This window comes from Acidobacteriota bacterium, assembly GCA_016716905.1.
Classification (GTDB): Bacteria; Acidobacteriota; Vicinamibacteria; order Vicinamibacterales; family SCN-69-37; genus SYFT01.
The window spans coordinates 756545-775421 of the sequence record JADJUS010000004.1; the positions used below are offsets into that span (position 1 = coordinate 756545).

General features: G+C 65.4%; 18 protein-coding genes. 12 read left to right on the forward strand and 6 right to left on the reverse strand.

What is annotated here, in order from left to right:
* The first annotated feature begins 37 nt into the window (after positions 1–37).
* The 4 genes from IPL75_07285 to IPL75_07300 are packed head-to-tail and all read left to right on the forward strand — an operon-like array spanning position 38 to position 4673.
* Positions 38–1933 carry an ABC transporter ATP-binding protein gene (locus tag IPL75_07285; protein MBK9240060.1) on the forward strand — a complete coding sequence of 632 codons (1896 nt, stop codon included), beginning with the start codon at positions 38–40 and terminating at the stop codon, positions 1931–1933.
* Positions 1934–2653 (forward strand): LCP family protein, encoded by a 720-nt coding sequence (locus IPL75_07290; GenBank protein MBK9240061.1) that lies wholly within the window; start codon positions 1934–1936, stop codon positions 2651–2653. It abuts the gene before it with no gap.
* Positions 2650–3810, forward strand: coding sequence for a glycosyltransferase family 2 protein (locus tag IPL75_07295; protein MBK9240062.1), 1161 nt, complete (start codon positions 2650–2652; stop codon positions 3808–3810). The genes IPL75_07290 and IPL75_07295 overlap by 4 nt, the downstream gene beginning before the upstream one ends.
* Entirely contained in the window at positions 3807–4673 is an 867-nt protein-coding gene (locus tag IPL75_07300) for a glycosyltransferase family 2 protein (protein ID MBK9240063.1), read from the forward strand. The genes IPL75_07295 and IPL75_07300 overlap by 4 nt, the downstream gene beginning before the upstream one ends.
* On the opposite strand, the gene IPL75_07305 is transcribed toward IPL75_07300, so the two are convergent.
* From IPL75_07305 to IPL75_07315, 3 genes are read right to left on the reverse strand one after another with little or no spacing between them, the layout of a single operon-like run.
* The gene (locus tag IPL75_07305) at positions 4655–5080 is read right to left on the reverse strand and encodes a type II toxin-antitoxin system VapC family toxin (GenBank protein ID MBK9240064.1); all 426 of its coding nucleotides are present in this window, start codon (positions 5078–5080) and stop codon (positions 4655–4657) included. The genes IPL75_07300 and IPL75_07305 overlap by 19 nt on opposite strands.
* Positions 5077–5385 carry a type II toxin-antitoxin system Phd/YefM family antitoxin gene (locus tag IPL75_07310; GenBank protein MBK9240065.1) on the reverse strand — a complete coding sequence of 103 codons (309 nt, stop codon included), beginning with the start codon at positions 5383–5385 and terminating at the stop codon, positions 5077–5079. Before IPL75_07310 ends, IPL75_07305 begins: the two co-directional genes overlap by 4 nt.
* Before the next feature lie 49 nt (positions 5386–5434).
* Entirely contained in the window at positions 5435–6184 is a 750-nt protein-coding gene (locus IPL75_07315) for a glycosyltransferase family 2 protein (GenBank protein MBK9240066.1), read from the reverse strand.
* Positions 6185–6217: 33 nt separating this feature from the next.
* On the opposite strand from IPL75_07315, the gene IPL75_07320 reads away from it, so the two are divergent.
* Entirely contained in the window at positions 6218–6844 is a 627-nt protein-coding gene (locus IPL75_07320; GenBank protein ID MBK9240067.1) for a hypothetical protein, read from the forward strand.
* 6 nt (positions 6845–6850) lie between these two features.
* Here IPL75_07320 and IPL75_07325 read toward each other — a convergent pair whose 3' ends face one another.
* Positions 6851–7813, reverse strand: a complete 963-nt coding sequence (locus IPL75_07325) for an MbtH family protein (GenBank protein MBK9240068.1) — start codon at positions 7811–7813, stop codon at positions 6851–6853.
* 104 nt (positions 7814–7917) lie between these two features.
* Here IPL75_07325 and IPL75_07330 point away from each other — a divergent pair, with 104 nt between their 5' ends.
* From IPL75_07330 to IPL75_07360, 7 genes are all read left to right on the forward strand, one after another.
* Positions 7918–8304, forward strand: a complete 387-nt coding sequence (locus IPL75_07330; GenBank protein MBK9240069.1) for a hypothetical protein — start codon at positions 7918–7920, stop codon at positions 8302–8304.
* A gap of 101 nt (positions 8305–8405) precedes the next feature.
* The gene (locus tag IPL75_07335) at positions 8406–12050 is read left to right on the forward strand and encodes a CusA/CzcA family heavy metal efflux RND transporter (GenBank protein ID MBK9240070.1); all 3645 of its coding nucleotides are present in this window, start codon (positions 8406–8408) and stop codon (positions 12048–12050) included.
* Entirely contained in the window at positions 12047–13348 is a 1302-nt protein-coding gene (locus IPL75_07340; protein MBK9240071.1) for a TolC family protein, read from the forward strand. The genes IPL75_07335 and IPL75_07340 overlap by 4 nt, the downstream gene beginning before the upstream one ends.
* Positions 13345–14871, forward strand: coding sequence for an efflux RND transporter periplasmic adaptor subunit (locus tag IPL75_07345; GenBank protein MBK9240072.1), 1527 nt, complete (start codon positions 13345–13347; stop codon positions 14869–14871). Before IPL75_07340 ends, IPL75_07345 begins: the two co-directional genes overlap by 4 nt.
* 34 nt (positions 14872–14905) lie before the next feature.
* Complete coding sequence (locus IPL75_07350) at positions 14906–16060, forward strand: hypothetical protein (protein MBK9240073.1); 1155 nt, start codon at positions 14906–14908, stop codon at positions 16058–16060.
* Positions 16060–16392 carry a cupredoxin domain-containing protein gene (locus tag IPL75_07355; protein MBK9240074.1) on the forward strand — a complete coding sequence of 111 codons (333 nt, stop codon included), beginning with the start codon at positions 16060–16062 and terminating at the stop codon, positions 16390–16392. Before IPL75_07350 ends, IPL75_07355 begins: the two co-directional genes overlap by 1 nt.
* Positions 16389–17585: a hypothetical protein gene (locus IPL75_07360; GenBank protein ID MBK9240075.1), complete on the forward strand. Its 1197-nt coding sequence runs from the start codon at positions 16389–16391 to the stop codon at positions 17583–17585. Before IPL75_07355 ends, IPL75_07360 begins: the two co-directional genes overlap by 4 nt.
* Here IPL75_07360 and IPL75_07365 read toward each other — a convergent pair.
* Positions 17559–18179 (reverse strand): hypothetical protein, encoded by a 621-nt coding sequence (locus IPL75_07365; GenBank protein ID MBK9240076.1) that lies wholly within the window; start codon positions 18177–18179, stop codon positions 17559–17561. The genes IPL75_07360 and IPL75_07365 overlap by 27 nt on opposite strands.
* Positions 18176–18874, reverse strand: a complete 699-nt coding sequence (locus IPL75_07370; protein ID MBK9240077.1) for a HupE/UreJ family protein — start codon at positions 18872–18874, stop codon at positions 18176–18178. The genes IPL75_07365 and IPL75_07370 overlap by 4 nt, the downstream gene beginning before the upstream one ends.
* Positions 18875–18877 lie beyond the last annotated feature (3 nt).

Sequence of the window (18877 nt, forward strand, 5' to 3'; positions counted from 1 at the left end):
ACAGTCTACCTGATAGGATCGACGTGCGCACTCATTGATGACAGCCCCAACCGCCTCCCGGGGCCACCGCACTGCGATCGGCTCGGACACCACACCACCCACATGGCGCGATCGTGTGCGCGCACTGGGGTACCTGCGCGGGTTGGTGCGGCTGGTCTGGGAGACACACCGCGGCTATGCGCTCGCCATGGGACTGCTGCGCATCGTGCGCGGCCTGGTGCCCATTGCCGCGCTCTGGGTGGGAAAGCTGATCATCGACGGCGTCATCGCCGCGCAGCAGTCGGGCTCCGGATGGGATTCGATTCTGCCGCTCGTGCTCCTGGAAGTGGCGATTGTCGTGGCGGGCGACCTGCTGTCACGTGCCTCCATGGTGGTGGACGGCCTGTTGTCCGATCTCTTCACCATTCGCATCAGCGTGCGCCTCATGGAGCACGCCGCCACACTCGACCTGGCGAAGTTCGAGGATCCCACACTCTACGACCATCTCGAGCGTGCCCGTCGGCAGACGATTGGTCGCATCGGCCTGCTCTCGAACCTGCTCGGTGTGGGGCAGAGTTTCATCACATTGCTGACGTTGAGCGCGGCGCTGCTCGCGTTTAATCCGTGGCTGGTGGTCCTGCTCGTCGTGGCGATTTTGCCCGGATTTCTGGCAGAGACACGGTTCGCCGCACTCCAGTATTCATTGATGTTCCGATGGACGCAGCCGAGACGACAGCTTGATTACCTGCGCTACGTTGGAGCCAGCGACGCCACCGCCAAGGAGGTGCAGCTTTTCGGCCTGGCGCCCTGGTTGGTCGGGCGATTTCAGCGGCTGTCGCAGATGTGGTTCCGCGAGAATCGCCAACTGGGAATTCGTCGCGCCGGGGTCAGCGCCGCCCTGTCGCTGGTCAGCACGGCCGGGTATTACGCGGCCTACCTGATCATCATTTCGCAGACAGTGGCGGGCGCCATCACTGTCGGGTCTCTGACGTTTCTTGCCGCGTCGTTTGCTCGTGGGCGCGACCTCGTCCAGAGCCTCCTCTCCACCGCCACTTCAATCTACGAAGAAAGCCTCTACCTGCACGACCTGTTTGCATTCTTCGAAATGAAGCCGACCATCGCGTCCAAGCCGGGTGCGCCACCTGTGCCAACCCCGATCCGCGAGGGCTTCGTATTCGAGGACGTCGGATTCCAATACGCCGGCAGCGATCGATGGGCCGTGCGCCACGTGAACCTCACGATTGGGCCCGGCGAGCGGATTGCGCTTGTGGGCGAAAATGGCGCCGGCAAGACCACGCTGGCGAAGTTGCTGGCGCGGCTGTACGAACCCACCGAAGGGCGGATTCTCCTCGACGGCATCGACGTGCGCGACTACGACCTGGCCTCCTTGCGGCGGGCGATCGGTGTGATCTTCCAGGACTTCGTTCGTTACGATTTCCGGTTCGACGAAAACATCGGCGTGGGGGCGATCGACGAGACAGCGCCGTATCTTGACGCGGAGCGTCCATCCGACGGGGACCGTGCCGTGCCGCAGGTGATTCGCGACGCGGCGGACAATGCCCTGGCCTCGTCACTGTTGCCGCGGCTTCCCGGGCGATGGGGACAGATGCTGGGCCGGCGCTTCGACGGCGGCCTTGAGCTCTCGGGCGGTGAGTGGCAGAAGATCGCGCTGGCGCGTGCCTACGCCCGCGACGCCCAGGCGCTGATTCTCGACGAACCGACCGCGGCGCTTGATGCCCGCGCTGAATACGACGTCTTCCTCCGGTTCTCGGAGTTGATGGCGGGTCGCACCGCGGTGATCATCTCCCATCGATTCTCAACCGTTCGCATGGCCGATCGCATCGTCGTGCTGCGCCAGGGCGAGGTCCTGGAAGTGGGGACCCACGACGTACTCGTGGCCGCGGGCGGACTGTATGCGGAATTGTTCGGCATGCAGGCGCAGGGGTATCGCTGAGTGGCGCAGCAGGCGTCGCCGCGCATCACTGCCGTGTGCGTCATGGACAGCGACAGCTGGACGGCAAATACCGACAACATCATCGTGGTCGATGCAGAGCGACAACGATTGGTGTGGATCCCACGAGACCTTTGGACCGACGTGGTTGGCGATCGGATCAACACGGCGTACCAGCGTGGCGGGCACGAGTTGTTGTGCGCGGCGCTGGGCGAGTGGGGATGGCCCGTCGAATCGAGTGTGGTGGTGCAACGTTCAGCGGTCGAACGGGCACTCAGCACCCTTCGGATTACAGTTCCCGTGGACCGGACGCGACGTTATTGGTATCCGATGTTGCCAAGGCTCAGGCTGCAGGACGGCCGCAAGCTCGTGCAGTTTGATCCCCCGGAGGAGACGCTCGAAGGCGAGCGCATCCACCAGTGGCTTGGGGCCAGGCGCAGCGCAGATACACTACCCCCGAAGTTCCCGGACATGGACCGAATCGAGCGGCAGCAAACATTCATTCGACGCCTGCTGCAGGAGGGGTTCGACTTTTCAAAATTACTCGACGATCTTGCATTGGTCAGGCTCTCGGACGCCGGTGCGCTTGGGCCCGTCTCGGCTGTGCGGGTGGACTGGGAGTTGCATACGTTCAGCCAGTTCGAGCCGGAGACCCGGGACGGCAAGATGATTCTCATCCGCCGCCGATCCCTTCTCCGCCGTATCTGGGGAAACCGAGGATGAGCCTGGTATTCGAAGCGGCCGTGATCGCGGCCGTGGTGATGTTGTCCCTTCGACGAGGTGTCTTCCTCGTCGCGGCGCTGCTGCGGTCGCGGCCGATGCCGACCCTGAGCGACCATCCGTCGATAACCGTACTGGTGCCAGCGTGGAACGAGGCCGAGGCTGCCGAGCGACTTCTCTCCGGGCTGGCCAGGCTCGATTACCCACACGGTGAACTTTCGTTCGTCCTGGTGTGCGACGGGTGCACCGACAACACGCCCGCGCTCTTTCATACATGGGCCAACGGCCGGTCCGATGCCCGAGTGGTGGAGTTGCCGCAGCGCGCGGGCAAGCCCGCGGCGCTCAACGCAGGGCTTGATGAGACGCATACGGACCTGGTGGTTGTGCTCGACGCCGACCTGGCGCCCCGGCCGAACTTCCTGGTGGAACTGGTCAGGCCCTTCGCCGACGGACGGGTGGTGGCCGCAGCGGCGTACCTGCGGCCCGCGAACGCGGATCGCAACATCGTCACCCGCTATGCCGCAGTGACCACCTGGGTGCATCAACTCGTCACCTCGGCCGGAACAGATCGGCTGGGGCTCAACCCGCCCACCCTGGGAGCCGCCGCCTATTGCATGACCGCCCTGAGGAGGATCGGCGGATTCCCGATGGTTCCCATCGGCGAGGATGTGGCGACCAGCGCCGCCCTCATCAGCAGGGGAGGCCGCACCAGATTTGTGGCGACGGCCGTCGCCGACAACATCGTGGTGTCGGACGTGGACGACTACCTGCGGCAGCACGTGCGGTGGTCGCGCGGCGTTTTCGGGAGCTGGCGGCCGGGTGTAAGGGGGCCATGGGCGCAGCGGCTGGAATCGGCTGTCTCGACGATTGGCTATGGCGACCGCCTCGTGTTCGCAGCTGCCGTCGCCGGAGCCATTGCAGGCGCGGTGCCCATCTGGGTGCCATTCCTGTATCTCGCCATTCCTGGCCTGGAGATTGTCGCCGCGCTGCTCAAGGCCGGCGTGTACTGGAAGATACCGTCGTTTCTTTTTTCGACCGCCATTGTGTTTGGCCTTGATGTGCTGGGCGCGGTCGCGGCGGTTGTCCTGCACCTCGCGCGCAGACCCTCCCTGTGGCACAGCCCGCGGACGCGCACGGTGGATGTGAACGCGAACCGATGACCGCAGAGTTGGCGTGCGCCGTGCTGAGCTATCAGGACGAGCCCTTTCTGGTGGAGGCCGTTCGCTCGGTGCTCGATCAGGAGATCCCGGTCGAAGTGGTGGTGGTCAATTCAGGCGGCGGTGATCCAGCCGGGCGCCTTGCGGCGGCCGGGCTCAGCGTGCCGGTGCATTCCGTTCCCCATCGTCTGTTTCCGGGAGCGGTGCGGAACATCGGAATCGATCTCACGCGTGCGCCGTACGTCGCGTTCCTGGCGGCCGATTGTGTGGCAACGCCCGGATGGGCCGCCGCGCGGCTGCGCGCGCATCGTGCCGGCGCGGGTGCCGTGGCCAGTGTCCTGACCAACGCGTTCCCGTACTCATCCACAGCCTGGGCGTCGCTGCTGCTCGTGCACAATCGACGGCTTTCTGTCACACGGCCCGGCCAGCAACTGCTCTACAGCCTGTCGTACGACCGCGGGTTGTTCGATCGGCATGGCCGTTTTGAAGAGAGCTTGCGCGCCGGGGAAGATACCGAGTTCAATGCCCGGTTCCAGGCACGCGATCGCGCTGTCCTGGCGATCGACGCCATCACGGCTCATCGGTATCCCACCAACTGGCGCGAGATGCTGCGCGATGCGTTCCGCCGCGGCCGGTTGCAGGCCAGGATGCAGGGCGCGCTTGAAGGCCGCGGACCCAGGAACGTCAGGGTGGCGCTTCGAGGGCCGCTCGGCGTGCTGAGTGCGATTGATGTGTCGGTTCGCAGTCCCTCGGCTCAGCGTCGTGTGTTGATGCGATCCTGGCCGCTCATGATGGTTGGCGCAGTGGCCTATACGATGGGCGCTTTGACCACGCCGCCAGGTACGCCTCAGGGCACCCTGACCTGAAATCCCTCAAGGCGCGCGGCGCCGGCCAGCGTCTGGTCGCGGGTGACGAAATCGATCCGCTGAGGCTGATCTTCACAGGCGACAAGGGCCGCGGCCAGTTGGAATGCGTCCCCGGCCTTGAGCGGGTGGACATTCACCAGTCGCTGCGCGCGGAGCGACGCCTTGGCGAGGTCTGCCACGCGCGACCACGATACCCATCGCTGCAGGATTTCGTGACGCACACTGGGCCACAGGTCGTCGAAGCCGGAGGAGTGACGACGGTAGCGGGAGAGAGCCGAGAGCAATTCAACGCTCGTGCCTTCCCATACGATCACGCTGGGGTCCGACGACAGTAACGCCGCGCAGGATTCGGTGGCCGGCTCGTCCACAAACAACGGGAGCAGCGCCGAGGTATCCCAGAACTTCACCAGGGTTCCTCGCCGCGCATCTGCAGGAACACATCCGACAGTGCCGGGCTGCCCGCAGCGGGGTGGGCCGGCGTCCGGGTTTTGAGCCATGCCGCCGTGTCCGCCGGGTTGCCACGGTGCGTGATCGAGCCACGCTGAACCATCGCTTCGAGCGGGTCGGTCCCCTCTGACTCAGCCGCTTGCCGGAAAGGCACAATTCGCGCAATCGGCTGCTGTCGATCGAGCACCACCACTTCCTGGCCTGCCTGCACTGACTTGAGGTAGCGGGAGAGGCTGTTCTTTAAAGTGGCTATATTGGCATTCATGATATAGCTATCATAGCTATATTCAATGTCGGTGGCAAGCCTGCTGCGGTCAGCCGACGAACCCGCGCCTGGCGCTCACCCGCGTGAGCTCGAGGCCTGTAGGGTCCGTGAGGTACTCGTAACCGATTTCCTGCCAGCGGCGCCCAGGGTCGGCATGTTCGTAGCGGCGGCGGCGGTTCTGCCGATCGTCGGAATGCAACATGCCCAGGTGGTAGATCAGGAGATCCGCATTCGGAAAGCGGCCGCGGACGCGGGCTTGCAGCGGCGCTTTCACGCCATGCAACGGTGAAGGGTCGAATTCGTGGTCGCTCCGCGCCCGAAACAGCCGGACCACTCTTTTACGTCCCCAGATTCCATCCGCTCTGTATTGGTCGGGGGCGTCCCACAACTCCCGGAGTCGCATGGCGTACGCGGACAAACCGAGCCACGATCCGCGCGTGATCACTCGTTCAGCCCTCGGGCGAAACTCATGCTCGAGGCGCTCGTCGGCGTCCACACACACGATCCATTCCGCCCCATGCCGCAAGGCTGCGGCAACAAGCGCGCGATGGTTTCCGACTTCGTCCCACGTGGGCCGGTCGGCTGGTCTGTGGATGATCTCGATCACCGCGCTGTGGCCCGCGAGCAGTTCAGCCGAACCGTCTGACGACCCGTCGTCGAGTGCGATGATTCCGTCCACCTGCGGGGCCACGTTGCGCAGGTAGCCAGGGAGGTGGCGGATGCCGTTCCTGACCGCGAGGAGCGCGATGAGCCGCGAGCGCCTGGTGCCGGGCCCCGGCAGTCCCCACGATGGAATCATCACGGGAAGTATATGGTCGCGTAATATCTCGATATGCCTATTCCTTCAAAGTTCAGATCGCTGTTGTTGGCCGTGCCATGTGTGTTGGTCGTGTCGCTGGGCCTCGCGGCGCAGAATCCTCCCGCAGCGCAGGTGCCACCGGCCGCGCCAATGCAACACAAGCCAGGGATGCAGCACACACCAGACATGCAGCATGACGCCGGCCCGAAGCCCACGCAGGGTGGGCAAGCCGCGTTTGCGGCCATCAGCGAGATCGTGAAGCTGCTGGAAGCCGATCCGAAAACCGATTGGTCAAAGGTCAATCTTGAGGCGCTGCGACAGCACCTGGCCGACATGGACATGGTCACCCTGCGCTCGCGCGTGAAGTCGCGAGAGGTGCCGAACGGGTTGGCCATGGACGTGACCGGCGACACTGGTGTGGCCGCCGCCATCAAGCGGATGGTGGTGTCGCACGCGTCGATGCTCGACGAGATGCCCGCGTGGAGCGCCACGACTGCGGCGATCGCCGGTGGGGTCCGACTCACGGTGACGGCAAAGGCCGCCGGTGATGCCGGCGTGGTCGCGCGCATCCGCGGTCTCGGGTTCGCCGGCCTGCTCGTGCAGGGCGACCATCACACCGAGCACCACCTGGCGCTGGCGAAGGGCGCCCACGTGCATTAGAGCGAGCTAGCCGCCGTCCACGATACCGCCGCCGGGCCCGCCGCCCCCTGGACCGCCGCCGGGGAATCCGCCGCCCAGATCCGGCGTCTGACCTGGGTTATTGCCGCTGCACGCGCACGCCCACAGCGGGCTATTGGAGCTGACCCCACCGCAGCCTTCAACAAAGGGGATGTCGGCCAACCCGGCGTAGGTGAAGACCGCCTTGCACTTCTTCTCGTTCGTCTCGACCTTCGCGAGTTCGACCGGTTGCACCGGTCCGCCGGCGATGCCGACGAACGCCGTCCCAACGACCTCAAGCCGAGCGGCCTTCTCGTCCTTGTACTTCCCGTTGTTGTTCTTCTTGAAGTGATCCACTCTGACCGACCCGTACGAGACGAGGATGGCCCAGAAACGCGTGGTGTTGAGCTTGATGCGGAATGCGCCGCTGTCGGCGTGGATCGCTGGGCCGCACTTGACCGGGCCGCCAAGTGTAACGGGGAGGCTTTGCAAAGCGAGGTCTACACCGGCCGCCGCTTGTTCCGCTTCCCAAGCTTCCGAGTAGCGCTCCATTTCAGCAGCCACGTGACGAGCCAGTGCCTCTGGCGCCACACCACGGCGGGCCTGAGCCCAGAGGCTCGCCAGGATCTTCGGTGCGGCGGTTGGGCCGACCTCGCCGGCGATGTTGGGGAATCGCTCAATGCGGAATGGCGGCCGCAGGAATTCGCGGACACGCGCGATCGGGGCGTCTGGCGCATAGCGCGCGAGGGCGGTTACCAGTTCAGGTTCCGTGAGCTCGAAGAGCAGGTTCGGGGCCGCGACAGGCCGCGTCGGCCGAGGCAGGGTCTTGATGTGCGCCAGGCAGTCAAGGTCCGTCCCCTGTTTGCCGATGAACTTCCATCCGGGAAGCACTGGGCGATTGAGGGGCCAGATCGAGTACTGCTCTTCGTGGTTGATCACTCCGAAGGCCGTGGGCAGCTGGGGTGCTTTCATGGCCCAGTAGTCTACGCCTGCCGACGGCAGAGAAAAAGGTCTCTGTTTCGGCAAATTGATCTGGCCACCGGGCCTCGCGGCCATGTACCCTGCAAAGAGTCAGGATGATGCCCCCGAGCCGATTTCGCCTGTTAGCCGCCGCAGTGACGCTGTGTGCGCTCCTCGTCACAGGCGTGTCGCCGGCGGTCGCGCGTGTGATGGCCCAGGCGCCGGCCGACAGTCACGCGTGTTGTCCCGAGACCATTCGCGAGACCGCCGCCGAAGGGCACCAGGACGGCGCACCGATGCCGTGTTGCGCTGTCGGCAACACACGTCAGCCCGCGCCGGTCAGGGGTTCAACACCTGTCCGTGGCGCGGTATCGATAACTCCCGCGGCGCCCGATCACTTTTACACTCCGCCGCTCCGTCTGGTGGCGCCACTCGTGGCACCCTCCACGATTCCGCTGGGGCAGATCCCCCCGCTCCTGCGCACGTCCGTCCTTCTCATCTGACACAACCACCGTCGTGAACGACCCGTGCGGGCACTTCTGCCTGCGCGGTGATGTCGCGCGTTCTCTGCTCGGGGAACGCGTTCGCGAGTGGAAGGCACGTCATGGTGAACAAGCTGATCGAATTGTCGTTGCGATATCGCGGTGTGGTCCTCACCGTGTACGTCCTGCTGGGCGCGTGGGGCTATTGGGCCATGCGCACCGGCGCGGTGGACGCCATTCCCGACCTGTCCGACCACCAGGTGATCGTCTTCACTGACTGGGCGGGACATAGCGCGCAGGAAGTGGAGGACCAGGTGACCTACCCGGTCGTGACGAATCTGCAGGGCCTGCCAGGCGTGCGCGTCGTCCGGTCTCAATCGGCGTTCGGCTTCTCGATGGTCTACGCCATTTTCGATGACGACGTGGAGTTGTACTTCGCGCGCACGCGGGTGCTCGAGCGCCTGAGCCTGGTCACCAAACTCCTGCCCGACGGCGTGGTGCCCACGCTGGGTCCAGACGCGACCGGCGTCGGCCACGTGTTCTGGTACACCGTCGAGAGCGACCGTCATTCACTGACCGAGTTGCGCAGCCTGCAGGATTGGTTCATCCGGTATCAGCTCAACGCCGTGCCGGGCGTGGCCGAAGTGGCTTCGGTGGGCGGCACCGTGCGGCAGTATCAGGTCAATCTCGATCCGGAGCGCCTGCGGGGATACGGCTTGTCGGTGGGCGACGTCGTGCGGGCTGTGACGGCCAGCAACTCCAATGTGGGCGGCAACGTGCTCGAAGCCAATGGCGCATGGTCGATCGTGCGAGGCGTAGGGCTTATCGCATCCCTGAAGGACGTCGAAGACATCGTCGTCAAATCGAACGACGGTGTGCCGGTGTTTGTGGGGGAGGTCGCCGATGTGACTGTCGGCGAGGCGTTCCGCAACGCCGCGCTGATCAAGGGCGACAAGGAAGCGGTCGGCGGCGTCATTGTGATGCGCGCTGAGGCGAACGCGCGCGATGTGATCGCCGGCGTGAAAGCGCGCCTGACGCAAATAGCGCCGGGGTTGCCGGCAGGTGTGCGCGTGGTGCCTTTTTACGATCGGTCGGGACTCATCGACCGCGCGATTGGCACGTTGCGCATCGCCCTGCTCGAAGAGGTCGCGCTTGTGACCTTGGCCCATGTGCTGTTCCTGATGCACGTGCGGTCGATCTTGATCGTCACGTTGCCGCTGCCGCTGGCCGTGCTGATGTCGTTCCTGGCGATGCGGGTGACGGGCATGTCGTCCAACCTGATGAGCCTGGCGGGAATCGCCATTGCCATCGGCGTGCTGGTGGACGCGGGAATTGTGGTGACCGAGAACGCCTTTCGCGCGCTCGAGCAAAAGGGCATCAATCCCAAACATCGAGTCGCCGTGTTCGCGGCTGTGCAGGAATCCACACGACTGGTGGGCCGGCCCGTATTCTTCTCAATGGCCATCATCGTGCTCGCGTTTGTGCCCGTGTTTGCGCTGACCGGCCAGGAAGGGAAGTTGTTCCATCCGCTCGCGTTCACGAAAACGTTTGCGATGATTGCGGCCACGCTCATGGCTGTGACCCTGGTGCCGGTGTTGTGCACGCTGTTGCTGAGTGGCAAGGTGCACGCCGAAGACCACAACCCGGTGATGCGGGTCTTGCGACGGGTGTATGAGCCGGCCCTGCGCACGGCCCTGACGCATCGGGTCGCCACACTGCTTGCGGCTGCCGTACTGTTCGTCTCGGCCCTGGCTGTTTCGACGCGCATCGGCACAGAGTTCATGCCGGCCCTGGATGAGGGCGACCTGATGTTCATGCCGATCAGCGACCCGAGCATTTCGCTGGCCGAGGCGTCGCGGATTGCTGCAGCGCAGAATGCCGCGATCGCGGCCCTGCCCGAGGTGCATGGGGTGGTGGCGAAAGTGGGGCGCGCCGATACCTCCACTGATCCGTCGCCGGTAAACATGACCGAGACGATCGTGCAATTGAAGCCGCGCGAACAGTGGCGCCCAGGCGTCACCACCGAATCGCTGCGTGCCGAGATGAGCCGCGCCGTCCAATTGCCGGGGGTGACCAGCATCTGGACCATGCCGATCATCAATCGTATCGACATGTTGTCCACCGGTATCCGGTCGGAGATCGGCGTCAAGGTGTTTGGCGCGGACCTCGATGTACTCGACGGCCTCGCGCGCGAGATCGCCGCCGTGCTGAATACAGTTCCCGGCGCGGCCAATGTCTATCCGGAACCGGTGGCCAGCGGCCAGTATCTGAACATCCGCGTGGACCGCGCGGCGGCTGCCCGCTACGGCCTGTCGGTGGCCGATGTGCAGGAAGTGATCGAGTATGCGATTGGCGAAACGCTGGTCGGCATGACGATTGAGGGCCGGGAGCGCTACCCGATTCGGGTGAGGCTCGCGGAAAAATTCAGGGCAGATTCCACCGGTGTGGGGCAGACGCCGGTGATGACACCCACCGGCCAGCAGGTACCGCTGGCGGCAGTGGCGACCATTGAGTCTGCGCGTGGGCCGTCGATGATTGCGGCCGAGAACGGGCTGGTGCTCGCGACGGTCCTCCTCAATGTGCAGGGAAGGGATGTTGGCAGCTTTGTGGCTGAGGCGAGGCGCCTGGTCGCGGAACGTGTCGCGATGCCGGCGGGATACTTCGTCGGCTGGAGCGGCCGGTACGAAAACCAGGAGCGCGCGCGTGCACGGTTGCTGATCGTGTTGCCGATCGTCCTGATCGTCATCTTTGTGTTGCTCTATTTCACCTACAACTCGGTGGCTGAAGCGGCGCACGTGTTGCTGGCCGTGCCGTTTGCGCTGACGGGAGGCGTCTTCCTGGTGTGGGCGCTCGGCTACAACTTCTCGGTGGCCGTGTGGGTGGGCTTCATCGCGCTCTTCGGCACTGCCGTGCAGACCGGCATGGTGATGGTGATTTACCTGGAAGACGCGGTGGCCCGGGCGACGTCAGCCGGCCACGGTGTGTTGACCCGCGAGACGCTGCGCGCGGCGGTCATGGAGGGCGCACTCCTGCGGTTGCGGCCAAAGCTCATGACCGTTTCGACCGTGGTCGCCGGCCTGATCCCGATCATGTGGAGCACGCGCCCGGGCGCGGAAGTGATGAAGCCGCTGGCCGCCCCAGTGCTGGGCGGCATGGTGTCGTCGCTGCTGCACGTGTTGATCGTGACGCCCGTGATCTTTTACTGGCTGCGCTCCCGCGGGTTGCCGCCAGAGCACCCGGAAAAGACGTCGGGTGTCTTTTTAGAGGACAGTGAGGAAACCGGCCTGAAAGCAGGCAAAAGAAAGACGTCGGGTGTCTTTTTCGCCGAAAAAGACACCCGACGTCTTTTTGTGGGTGGGGCGGTGCTCGTCGCCGTCCTGGCTGCGGCTGCGTGGTGGACCTTTGGTCGCCCAACCGTCGCGCCAGCCAACCTCACGGTCCTTCACACCCAAACCGTCGGTGATACCGAGGTCCGCCTGCTTGCCGAAGACGGCCAGACCGGACTGACGCAGGGCCGCAGCCCGTTCTGGCTCGAATTCCGAACAGCATCGACCGGCGAACCCGCAGACGTCACTGACGTCCGCGTATCCGCCTCGATGGCGATGCCGGGAATGGTGATGGCTGCACCGGTGGCGGTTGAGGCCGCGGGGGCCGGGCGCTTCCATGGCTCGGCAGAGTTCAGCATGGCGGGCACCTGGCGGTGGTCGGTTGAATGGCAGGGGCCAGGCGGGCGACGGTCCGCCAGTTTTGATGGAGAAGTCCGATGACGCAAGTGATCGTTCGGCGCGCCTCGTTTGTGATCTGCGCTGCACTGTTGACTGGCATGGCTGGCGCTGTCCACGCGCAGGCACCGCCTCCGCCGAATCGCGCCGCGCAGTACCTGGACCCGAAGGAGGGGCTGACCATCGACGCCCTCGTGGCCATGGCCATTGAGCGCGCGCCGGCGCTTGCGGCCGCGCGTGCGCGCATCGATGCCGCCGCGGGCGATCGGCAGCAGGCGGGATTGCGGCCGAACCCGAGCGCCTCTGTCGAACGCCGCGAGCAGTTCGGCGGTATCGAAACGCAGACGCTGCTGGGCATCTCGTGGCCACTCGATTTGTTCCGGCGCGATGCTCGAGTCACCGCCGCCGACCATCTTGTGCACCAGGCCGAGTCGAAGGTGCAGGACGAGGTGCGCGAATGGGCCGCCGTTGTGCGCGAACGCGCGGCCGGTGTACTCGCCGCGGTGCGCCAATTGGAGATCGCCGACAGCCGCGCGCGTTTCGCGAAGACGCGGTTCGAGCTGCTGGCAGCTCGAACGGAAGCCGGCGCCGCGAGGCCGCTCGATCGCGATCTTGCCGATGTCGAATGGCGGCGCGCGCAAGCCGAGGTGCTCGCGTGGCAGTCGACCGTTGACCAGGGCATGGCTGGTCTCAAGTCCGCCATCGGAATGCCGGCAGATGTGCCCCTGCGACTGGCGCTCCCCATCGAGGTCGTGGCCGCCACCCTGCCGGCCGTGGCCGTGCGCCAAACTCCGGAGGCCCTGGAGGCCCGTCCCGACATCCGTGTCCTGGAGTTCGATGTCATTCACGCGCAGGCCGAGGGCGCGCGCGCCGCGAGTGAGGCGCGATTCGACCTCGGCGTGTATGCGGCCTACATGACGCGCCAACTCGATCTGGCGGCCGATCGCAGCCGCATGCACGAGGCGATGCTCGGCGTCACCGTCTCACTGCCGTGGCGCAACCGGCAGCAAGGTGCGATTGCGGCCGCAGGCGCGTTGAAGCGCGCGGCCGAGTCGAGTGTCGCCGCCCGCCGGCTCGATGCGAGTGCTGAAATCGACGCCGCGCGCATTCGTGAGAGCGCGGCGGCTGCCGCAGTGGCCCTGTATCGCGGCGGTTTGATGGAACTGGCGGGGCGCAATCTGTCGGTGGTGCGAGAGTCGTTCGATCTGGGGCGCGGCACGTTGTTCGATGTGATCGAGGAAGAACGCCGGTATCTGGAACTGGAGTCGGCCTTCACCGCGGCCTTGCGGGAAGTGATTGATGCGCGGACGGCCCTGCTGCGCGCGTTGGGGGTGGCATCATGATGGCGAGAATCACAGTAGGGTTGGCCCTGGTACTGGCTGGCGCCGCGGGCATGTATCTGTTCCTCGACAGGTCGTCTCACCCGCCGGATGCCACCGCTTCACCGCAGGCACCGCCCGCAGCCACCGCCGAGTCACCCGCCGGCAGCCAGACGCTTGTTCTCACCGCCGAGGCGGTAAACCGCGCCGGCATCAGCGTGTCGCCAGTGACCACATCCACCGAAGGCAGTGCCTTGCGCGTGCCAGGTGTGGTGGAGCCCGACGCCTACCGCACTGTCGAAGTCACGCCCATCGTCAGCGGCACGGTCGTCAGCGTGTCCGCACTGCTGGGCGACGCTGTCGTCTCGGGTGCGCCGGTCGCGCGATTGCGAAGTCCCGAGCTCACTGATGAAGCGCGCCGCTGGCTGACTGGGCGGGCGGCTCTTGATGCCGTCAGCCGGCGGCAGCAACGCACGCAGCAACTGGCGAAGATCGGCGCGGCCAGCCAGGAAGAAGTGGAAGGCGTGCAGGCCGAGTTCGTGCAGGCTTCCACTGAAGTGGACACGGCACGCGCCAGGCTCGTGCGCCTTGGGTTGGATGACGCGCGCCTCGCGGCCATCGCGGCCGGAGAGGCGGCGCCGGAAGTGATCGACGTGCGTGCACCCGCCAGCGGCGTGGTCGTTCGGCGCGCTGCGAATCCGGGTCAGAACGTCGCAGAGGCCGATTCTCTTCTTACGCTGGCCGACGTGCGCCACGTCTGGGTGATGGCCGATGTGTTTGAGCGCGATCTCGGTCCCGTGCGAATCGGCCAGGCGGTAACCGTCACCAGCGAGGCGTTCAGTGGCCGCACCTGGACGGGCCGCGTGGCGTACATCGACCCGGAACTGGCGCGAGACACACGGACGGCACGCGTGCGCATCGAGGTGGGCAACCCCGACGCCGCGCTACGTTTCGGGATGTTTGCCGTCGCCACCATTTCGGGGTCGGCGACGGTTCCGCGCGCACGAGTGCCCAAGACCGCCGTTCAAACGCTCGGCGCCGTCTCGGTGGTGTACGTCGAAGTGCCTGGGCAGCCCCACACGTTTGTCGAGCGCCCGGTTGTGCTCGGTGACCCTTCCGGCGATCACGTGGAGGTTCGATCGGGCGTGTCCCCGGGGGATCGCGTGGTCGGCACCGGCAGCTTCTTCCTTCGCGCCGAACGAGACCGCCTGGGCTGGCCGCAGCCTGTCGTGCCGGCGCCGGCCCGTGAACTCGACACACCCGAGTCCGCAGTGGCTCGCCGCGTCATCGAGGTCACCTCAACTGGATTGAGTCCGGCGCGGCTGACCGTGCCCGCGCATCAGCCCGTTGACCTGGTGTTCATTCGCCGCGTCGAGGACACCTGCGGCACTGATGTGCTGATTCCGGCCCTCGGCATTCGACGCGCGTTGCCGCTGAACCAACGGGTCACCATTCGCATTCCCGCGCGGACCCCGGGCGAGCTCGCCTTCACTTGCGGTATGGACATGTTGCGCGGAGTCATCGTGGTGACGGACGGCGGTGGTTGACAATCAGCGATTTTGAAGGTTCAATGTTCATGTTTTGATTACTCAAAAACGCAAATATCTCCGAATTGTCGCCGGATTCGCGCTCGCCGCTGGCCTCGCCGGCCCGGCGCGAGCCCAGACCCCACCGCCGGCGCCGCCCCCGCAAGAGCCCCGGACCCTGCTGTCGGGCTACATGGAAGCGCACTACAACAAGACCCAGTTTCTTGACGGTGAGCTGGACTTCCATCGATTTGTCCTGCTGGTCACGCATCGCTACAGCGACCGCATCCGTTTCGTCGGTGAACTCGAGGTCGCGCATGCCTTCGTCGAAGGGTTCGAGGAAGCGGGCGAACTGGAACTCGAACAGGCCTACATCGACTTCCTGCTCTCGCGTTCCTTCAACATTCGCGCCGGCATGATGCTGGTGCCGGTGGGCATCATCAACGAGCGCCATGAGCCGCCTGTGTTCTACGGCGTCGAGCGTCCGCTGCTCGACACCGCCATCATTCCCACCACCTGGTTTGATGTGGGTGTGGGCGCGCACGGTGAACTGGGCCGCGGCTGGCGGTACCGCGCGTTTCTCATGGCTCCGCTCAATGCCGCGCGATTTACGGCTGAAGAAGGACTGCGCGACGGACGGCAGAAGGGGAGCCGCGCCAACCTCGGCAAAGTCGCGGCGACCGGCCGTGTCGAATACGTCGGCACGCGTGGCCTCACTGTAGGCACAAGCTTCTGGACCGGGAAGTCCGGCTTCGAGTTCCGGCCGCGGTTTGATGTGCCGGTCCATGTGCTCGAAGCCGACGCCAGGTACTCGCGTGGACGCCTTGACCTTCGCGCCCAGGCCGCGCAGGTGTCGGCGAGCAACACGCCAGAACTCAACGACGCGGTTGGTCGCACGATCGGTATCGATCCGAACGTGGCCAAGACCATGCGCGGGGCGTATGTGGAGGCTGGGTATCGCGTAGTCTCTGGCGCCAGGTTTGGCGACATCGGCGCGTTCGTGCGCTACGAAGACGTCGATACGCAGTTCCGCATGGCGTCAGGTTACCTGCCCCTGAAGGAGTTCGACCGAACCGCGTGGGTGCTGGGCGCCACCTACTGGCCCGACGCCGACATCGCCGTCAAACTCGACTACACCGTGCTGCGCAATCGAAGCGCGTCGATCGGCGCACCCAATACATTTGCCGTTGGCCTGGGATGGTGGTTCTGATGCGTATCGCCCTGTTTCTCCTGCTCGCCGTTGCCGGGTCGCAGTCACCTGCGAAAGTCATCGATATCAGCGCGGAGCGCTTCGCGTTTACGCCGTCGGAGATTCGCACCACCGTTGGCACCCGCCTCGAAATGCGCGTGACCAGTGACGACACCACCCATGGGGTCCGCATTGTGGGCACTGACATCAACGTGGAAGTGCCCAAGCGTGGCAAAGGGAAGGCGACGGTCGTCTTCACGCCGAATGCGCCCGGCAAATACACCTTCGAGTGTTCCCACACGTGCGGTGCGGGCCACTCGTTCATGCGCGGCGTGATCGTGGTGACCAAGTGAGGGGCCTCGTGTTCAGCCGGTTTGGCAGCCTTGTCGCTCTCTGCGCCATCGTCTTCGGCGCGGCGTGGGTCACAGCAGTCCAGCGCGTCACGCAACCCGGCGATCCCCTGCCCGGAGTCACGGCTGCAGAGTTCGAGCTCTTCCGGATGGGACTCGACGACTTCCTGGAGGTGGAATCGGCTGAAGAAGGCCTGGGTCCGGCCTTCAACGGGACGAGCTGCGCGGTGTGCCACAACGTGCCGGCGATTGGCGGCATCTCACCGATCGCTGAAGTGCGCGCAGCGAAGACCGGGCCGGCGGGTGAGTTCGTGCCGCTCGATCCTTCAGGCGAGACGCTTTTTCATTTGTTCTCGATTCCGAACCACGGGTGCCAGGCCGTACTACCGGCCGACGCCACTGTTGTGGCGCGCAGGATGCCAATTCCGCTGTTTGGCGCCGGCCTCGTCGAAGCCATTCCCGACGACACGATTCTCGCGCTCGCCGATCCGTTTGATCGCAATCGTGATGGCGTCAGCGGCCGGGCGGCAGTTGTCCGCGACATCGGCACCAGTCAGACCCGTGTCGGGCGTTTCGGATGGAAGGCGCAACACGCCACGCTCCTCACGTTCGGCGCCGATGCCTACCGCAACGAAATGGGCATCACGAACGACTTGTTCCCGCAGGAACTGTCCGTGGGCGTGAGCGCAGCCCAGATGCGTCTGTGTGATCCCATTCCCGATCCCGAAGACATTCGCGACCCGCGCACGCGCCGCCGCGGCGTAGACAACTTCGAGAGCTTCATGAAATTGCTCGCGCCCGTGGCGCGCGAGGCCGGTGACGCCGATGCCGTGCTGGGAGAGACGCTGTTCACGTCCATCGGGTGCGCCAACTGCCACACGCCGGTGCTGATGACGGGACCGAACGTAAATCCGCTGTTCGATCGCAAGCCCGTGGCCCTGTTTTCAGATCTGCTCTTGCATGATGTGGGCACCGGCGACGGCATCGTGCAGGGCGCCGCAGAGGCCGGAGAGATTCGAACGCCGTCATTGTGGGGACTGCGGATGCGGCGCCCGTTCCTGCATGACGGATCGGCATCGACCATCGAAGACGCCATTCGTCGCCATGCCGGCGAGGCCGCGCTCGCGCGCCGCGGTGCGGAGCAGATGTCCCGGCGCGAGTTCCAGGCGCTACTCGCGTTCCTGCGGTCGCTGTAGGCCGGAAGCGACGGCGCCGAACTTCCGCTCACGCACTTCTCCGTCCCGGTACTCCGTTGACGCCGTGTAGAAGCCCGATGTGGTGAGTGTGACGGTCACGCGGCCTGCGCCGGGGTTCTCCCAGAACCACCCGTGGATGCCAGGCTTCGGGGCGACGAACACCCCCTGGGCCGTCGGTGCGGTGCCCTTGCCGTAACTCTCCGAATAGCGCGCGGGCGCTCCATCGGGTTCTCCATGGAAATCGAAGGTGACGGCCGTGGATGCGGTCCACGTGTAGACCAGGCTCGCGCCTTGTTCCATCCGATACTTGTATTCAACGCCTTCGAACGGCCGCAACTCCACGGTGAACACGTCCTGCGCCAACACGCCCGACTGCGGTGTGTTCACACCGAGGACCTGGGTCGGGTTCGCAGTCGCCGCCCCCGCCTCTTCATCGGTGCCGGCCAACGCCGTCAACCCAAGCGCTCGCCCGGTGCCCAGCGGGTCGATGCCGTATTCAGCCGGCAGCACCGCCACGACCAGAACGACCAGCGCGACGAGCAGCGCCACCGCTGCGGCCGTGAGGATCCGACGCGTGGAAGGTGGCGCAGTCATCGACTCACCACGTATCCCGCCAACTGGTGCCCCATCAACATGAAACCCCCGGCCATCAACACTGTGTTGGTCGCGAACGCGTGTCGCAGGAAACCGCTGCGCGTGCGCCAGTATGTGAGCGCAATCAGAATTCCCATGAGGGCCAGACCCTGGCCGATCTCCACACCGACGTTGAACGCCAGAAGGTTCGGGACCAGGCCATTGGCCGGCAGCGACAGTTCCTGCAGCTTCGTGGCGAGCCCAAACCCGTGGAACAGGCCGAACACGAGCACGGCCACGCGCGCATCGGGGCGGTATCCGATCACACGTTCGAAGCCCCCGATGTTCTCGAATCCCTTGTAGACCACCGACAGGCCAATCACCGCGTCAATGAGGTACGCGTTGGCCGGCACCTGCGCGAGCACGCCCAGGAGCAGCGTCAGGCTGTGGCCCAGCGTGAACAAACTCACGTATTTAACGACGTCCCCGGTGCGGTAGAGGAAGAAGATCACGCCCACCAGGAACAGCAAGTGGTCGTAGCCCGTGACCATGTGCTTGGCGCCCAGATACATGAACGGCGCGGGCACGGCGCCGGTGACGCTGCGTACAAACGCGGCATCCCGGTTCGACACGCCGTGCGCCCACAGGGGCTCGGGCGCGATCATCGCCACCAGGCCCAGAGCCAGCAGCACTCCGAGCCAGGCACGCGGGCGCATCGA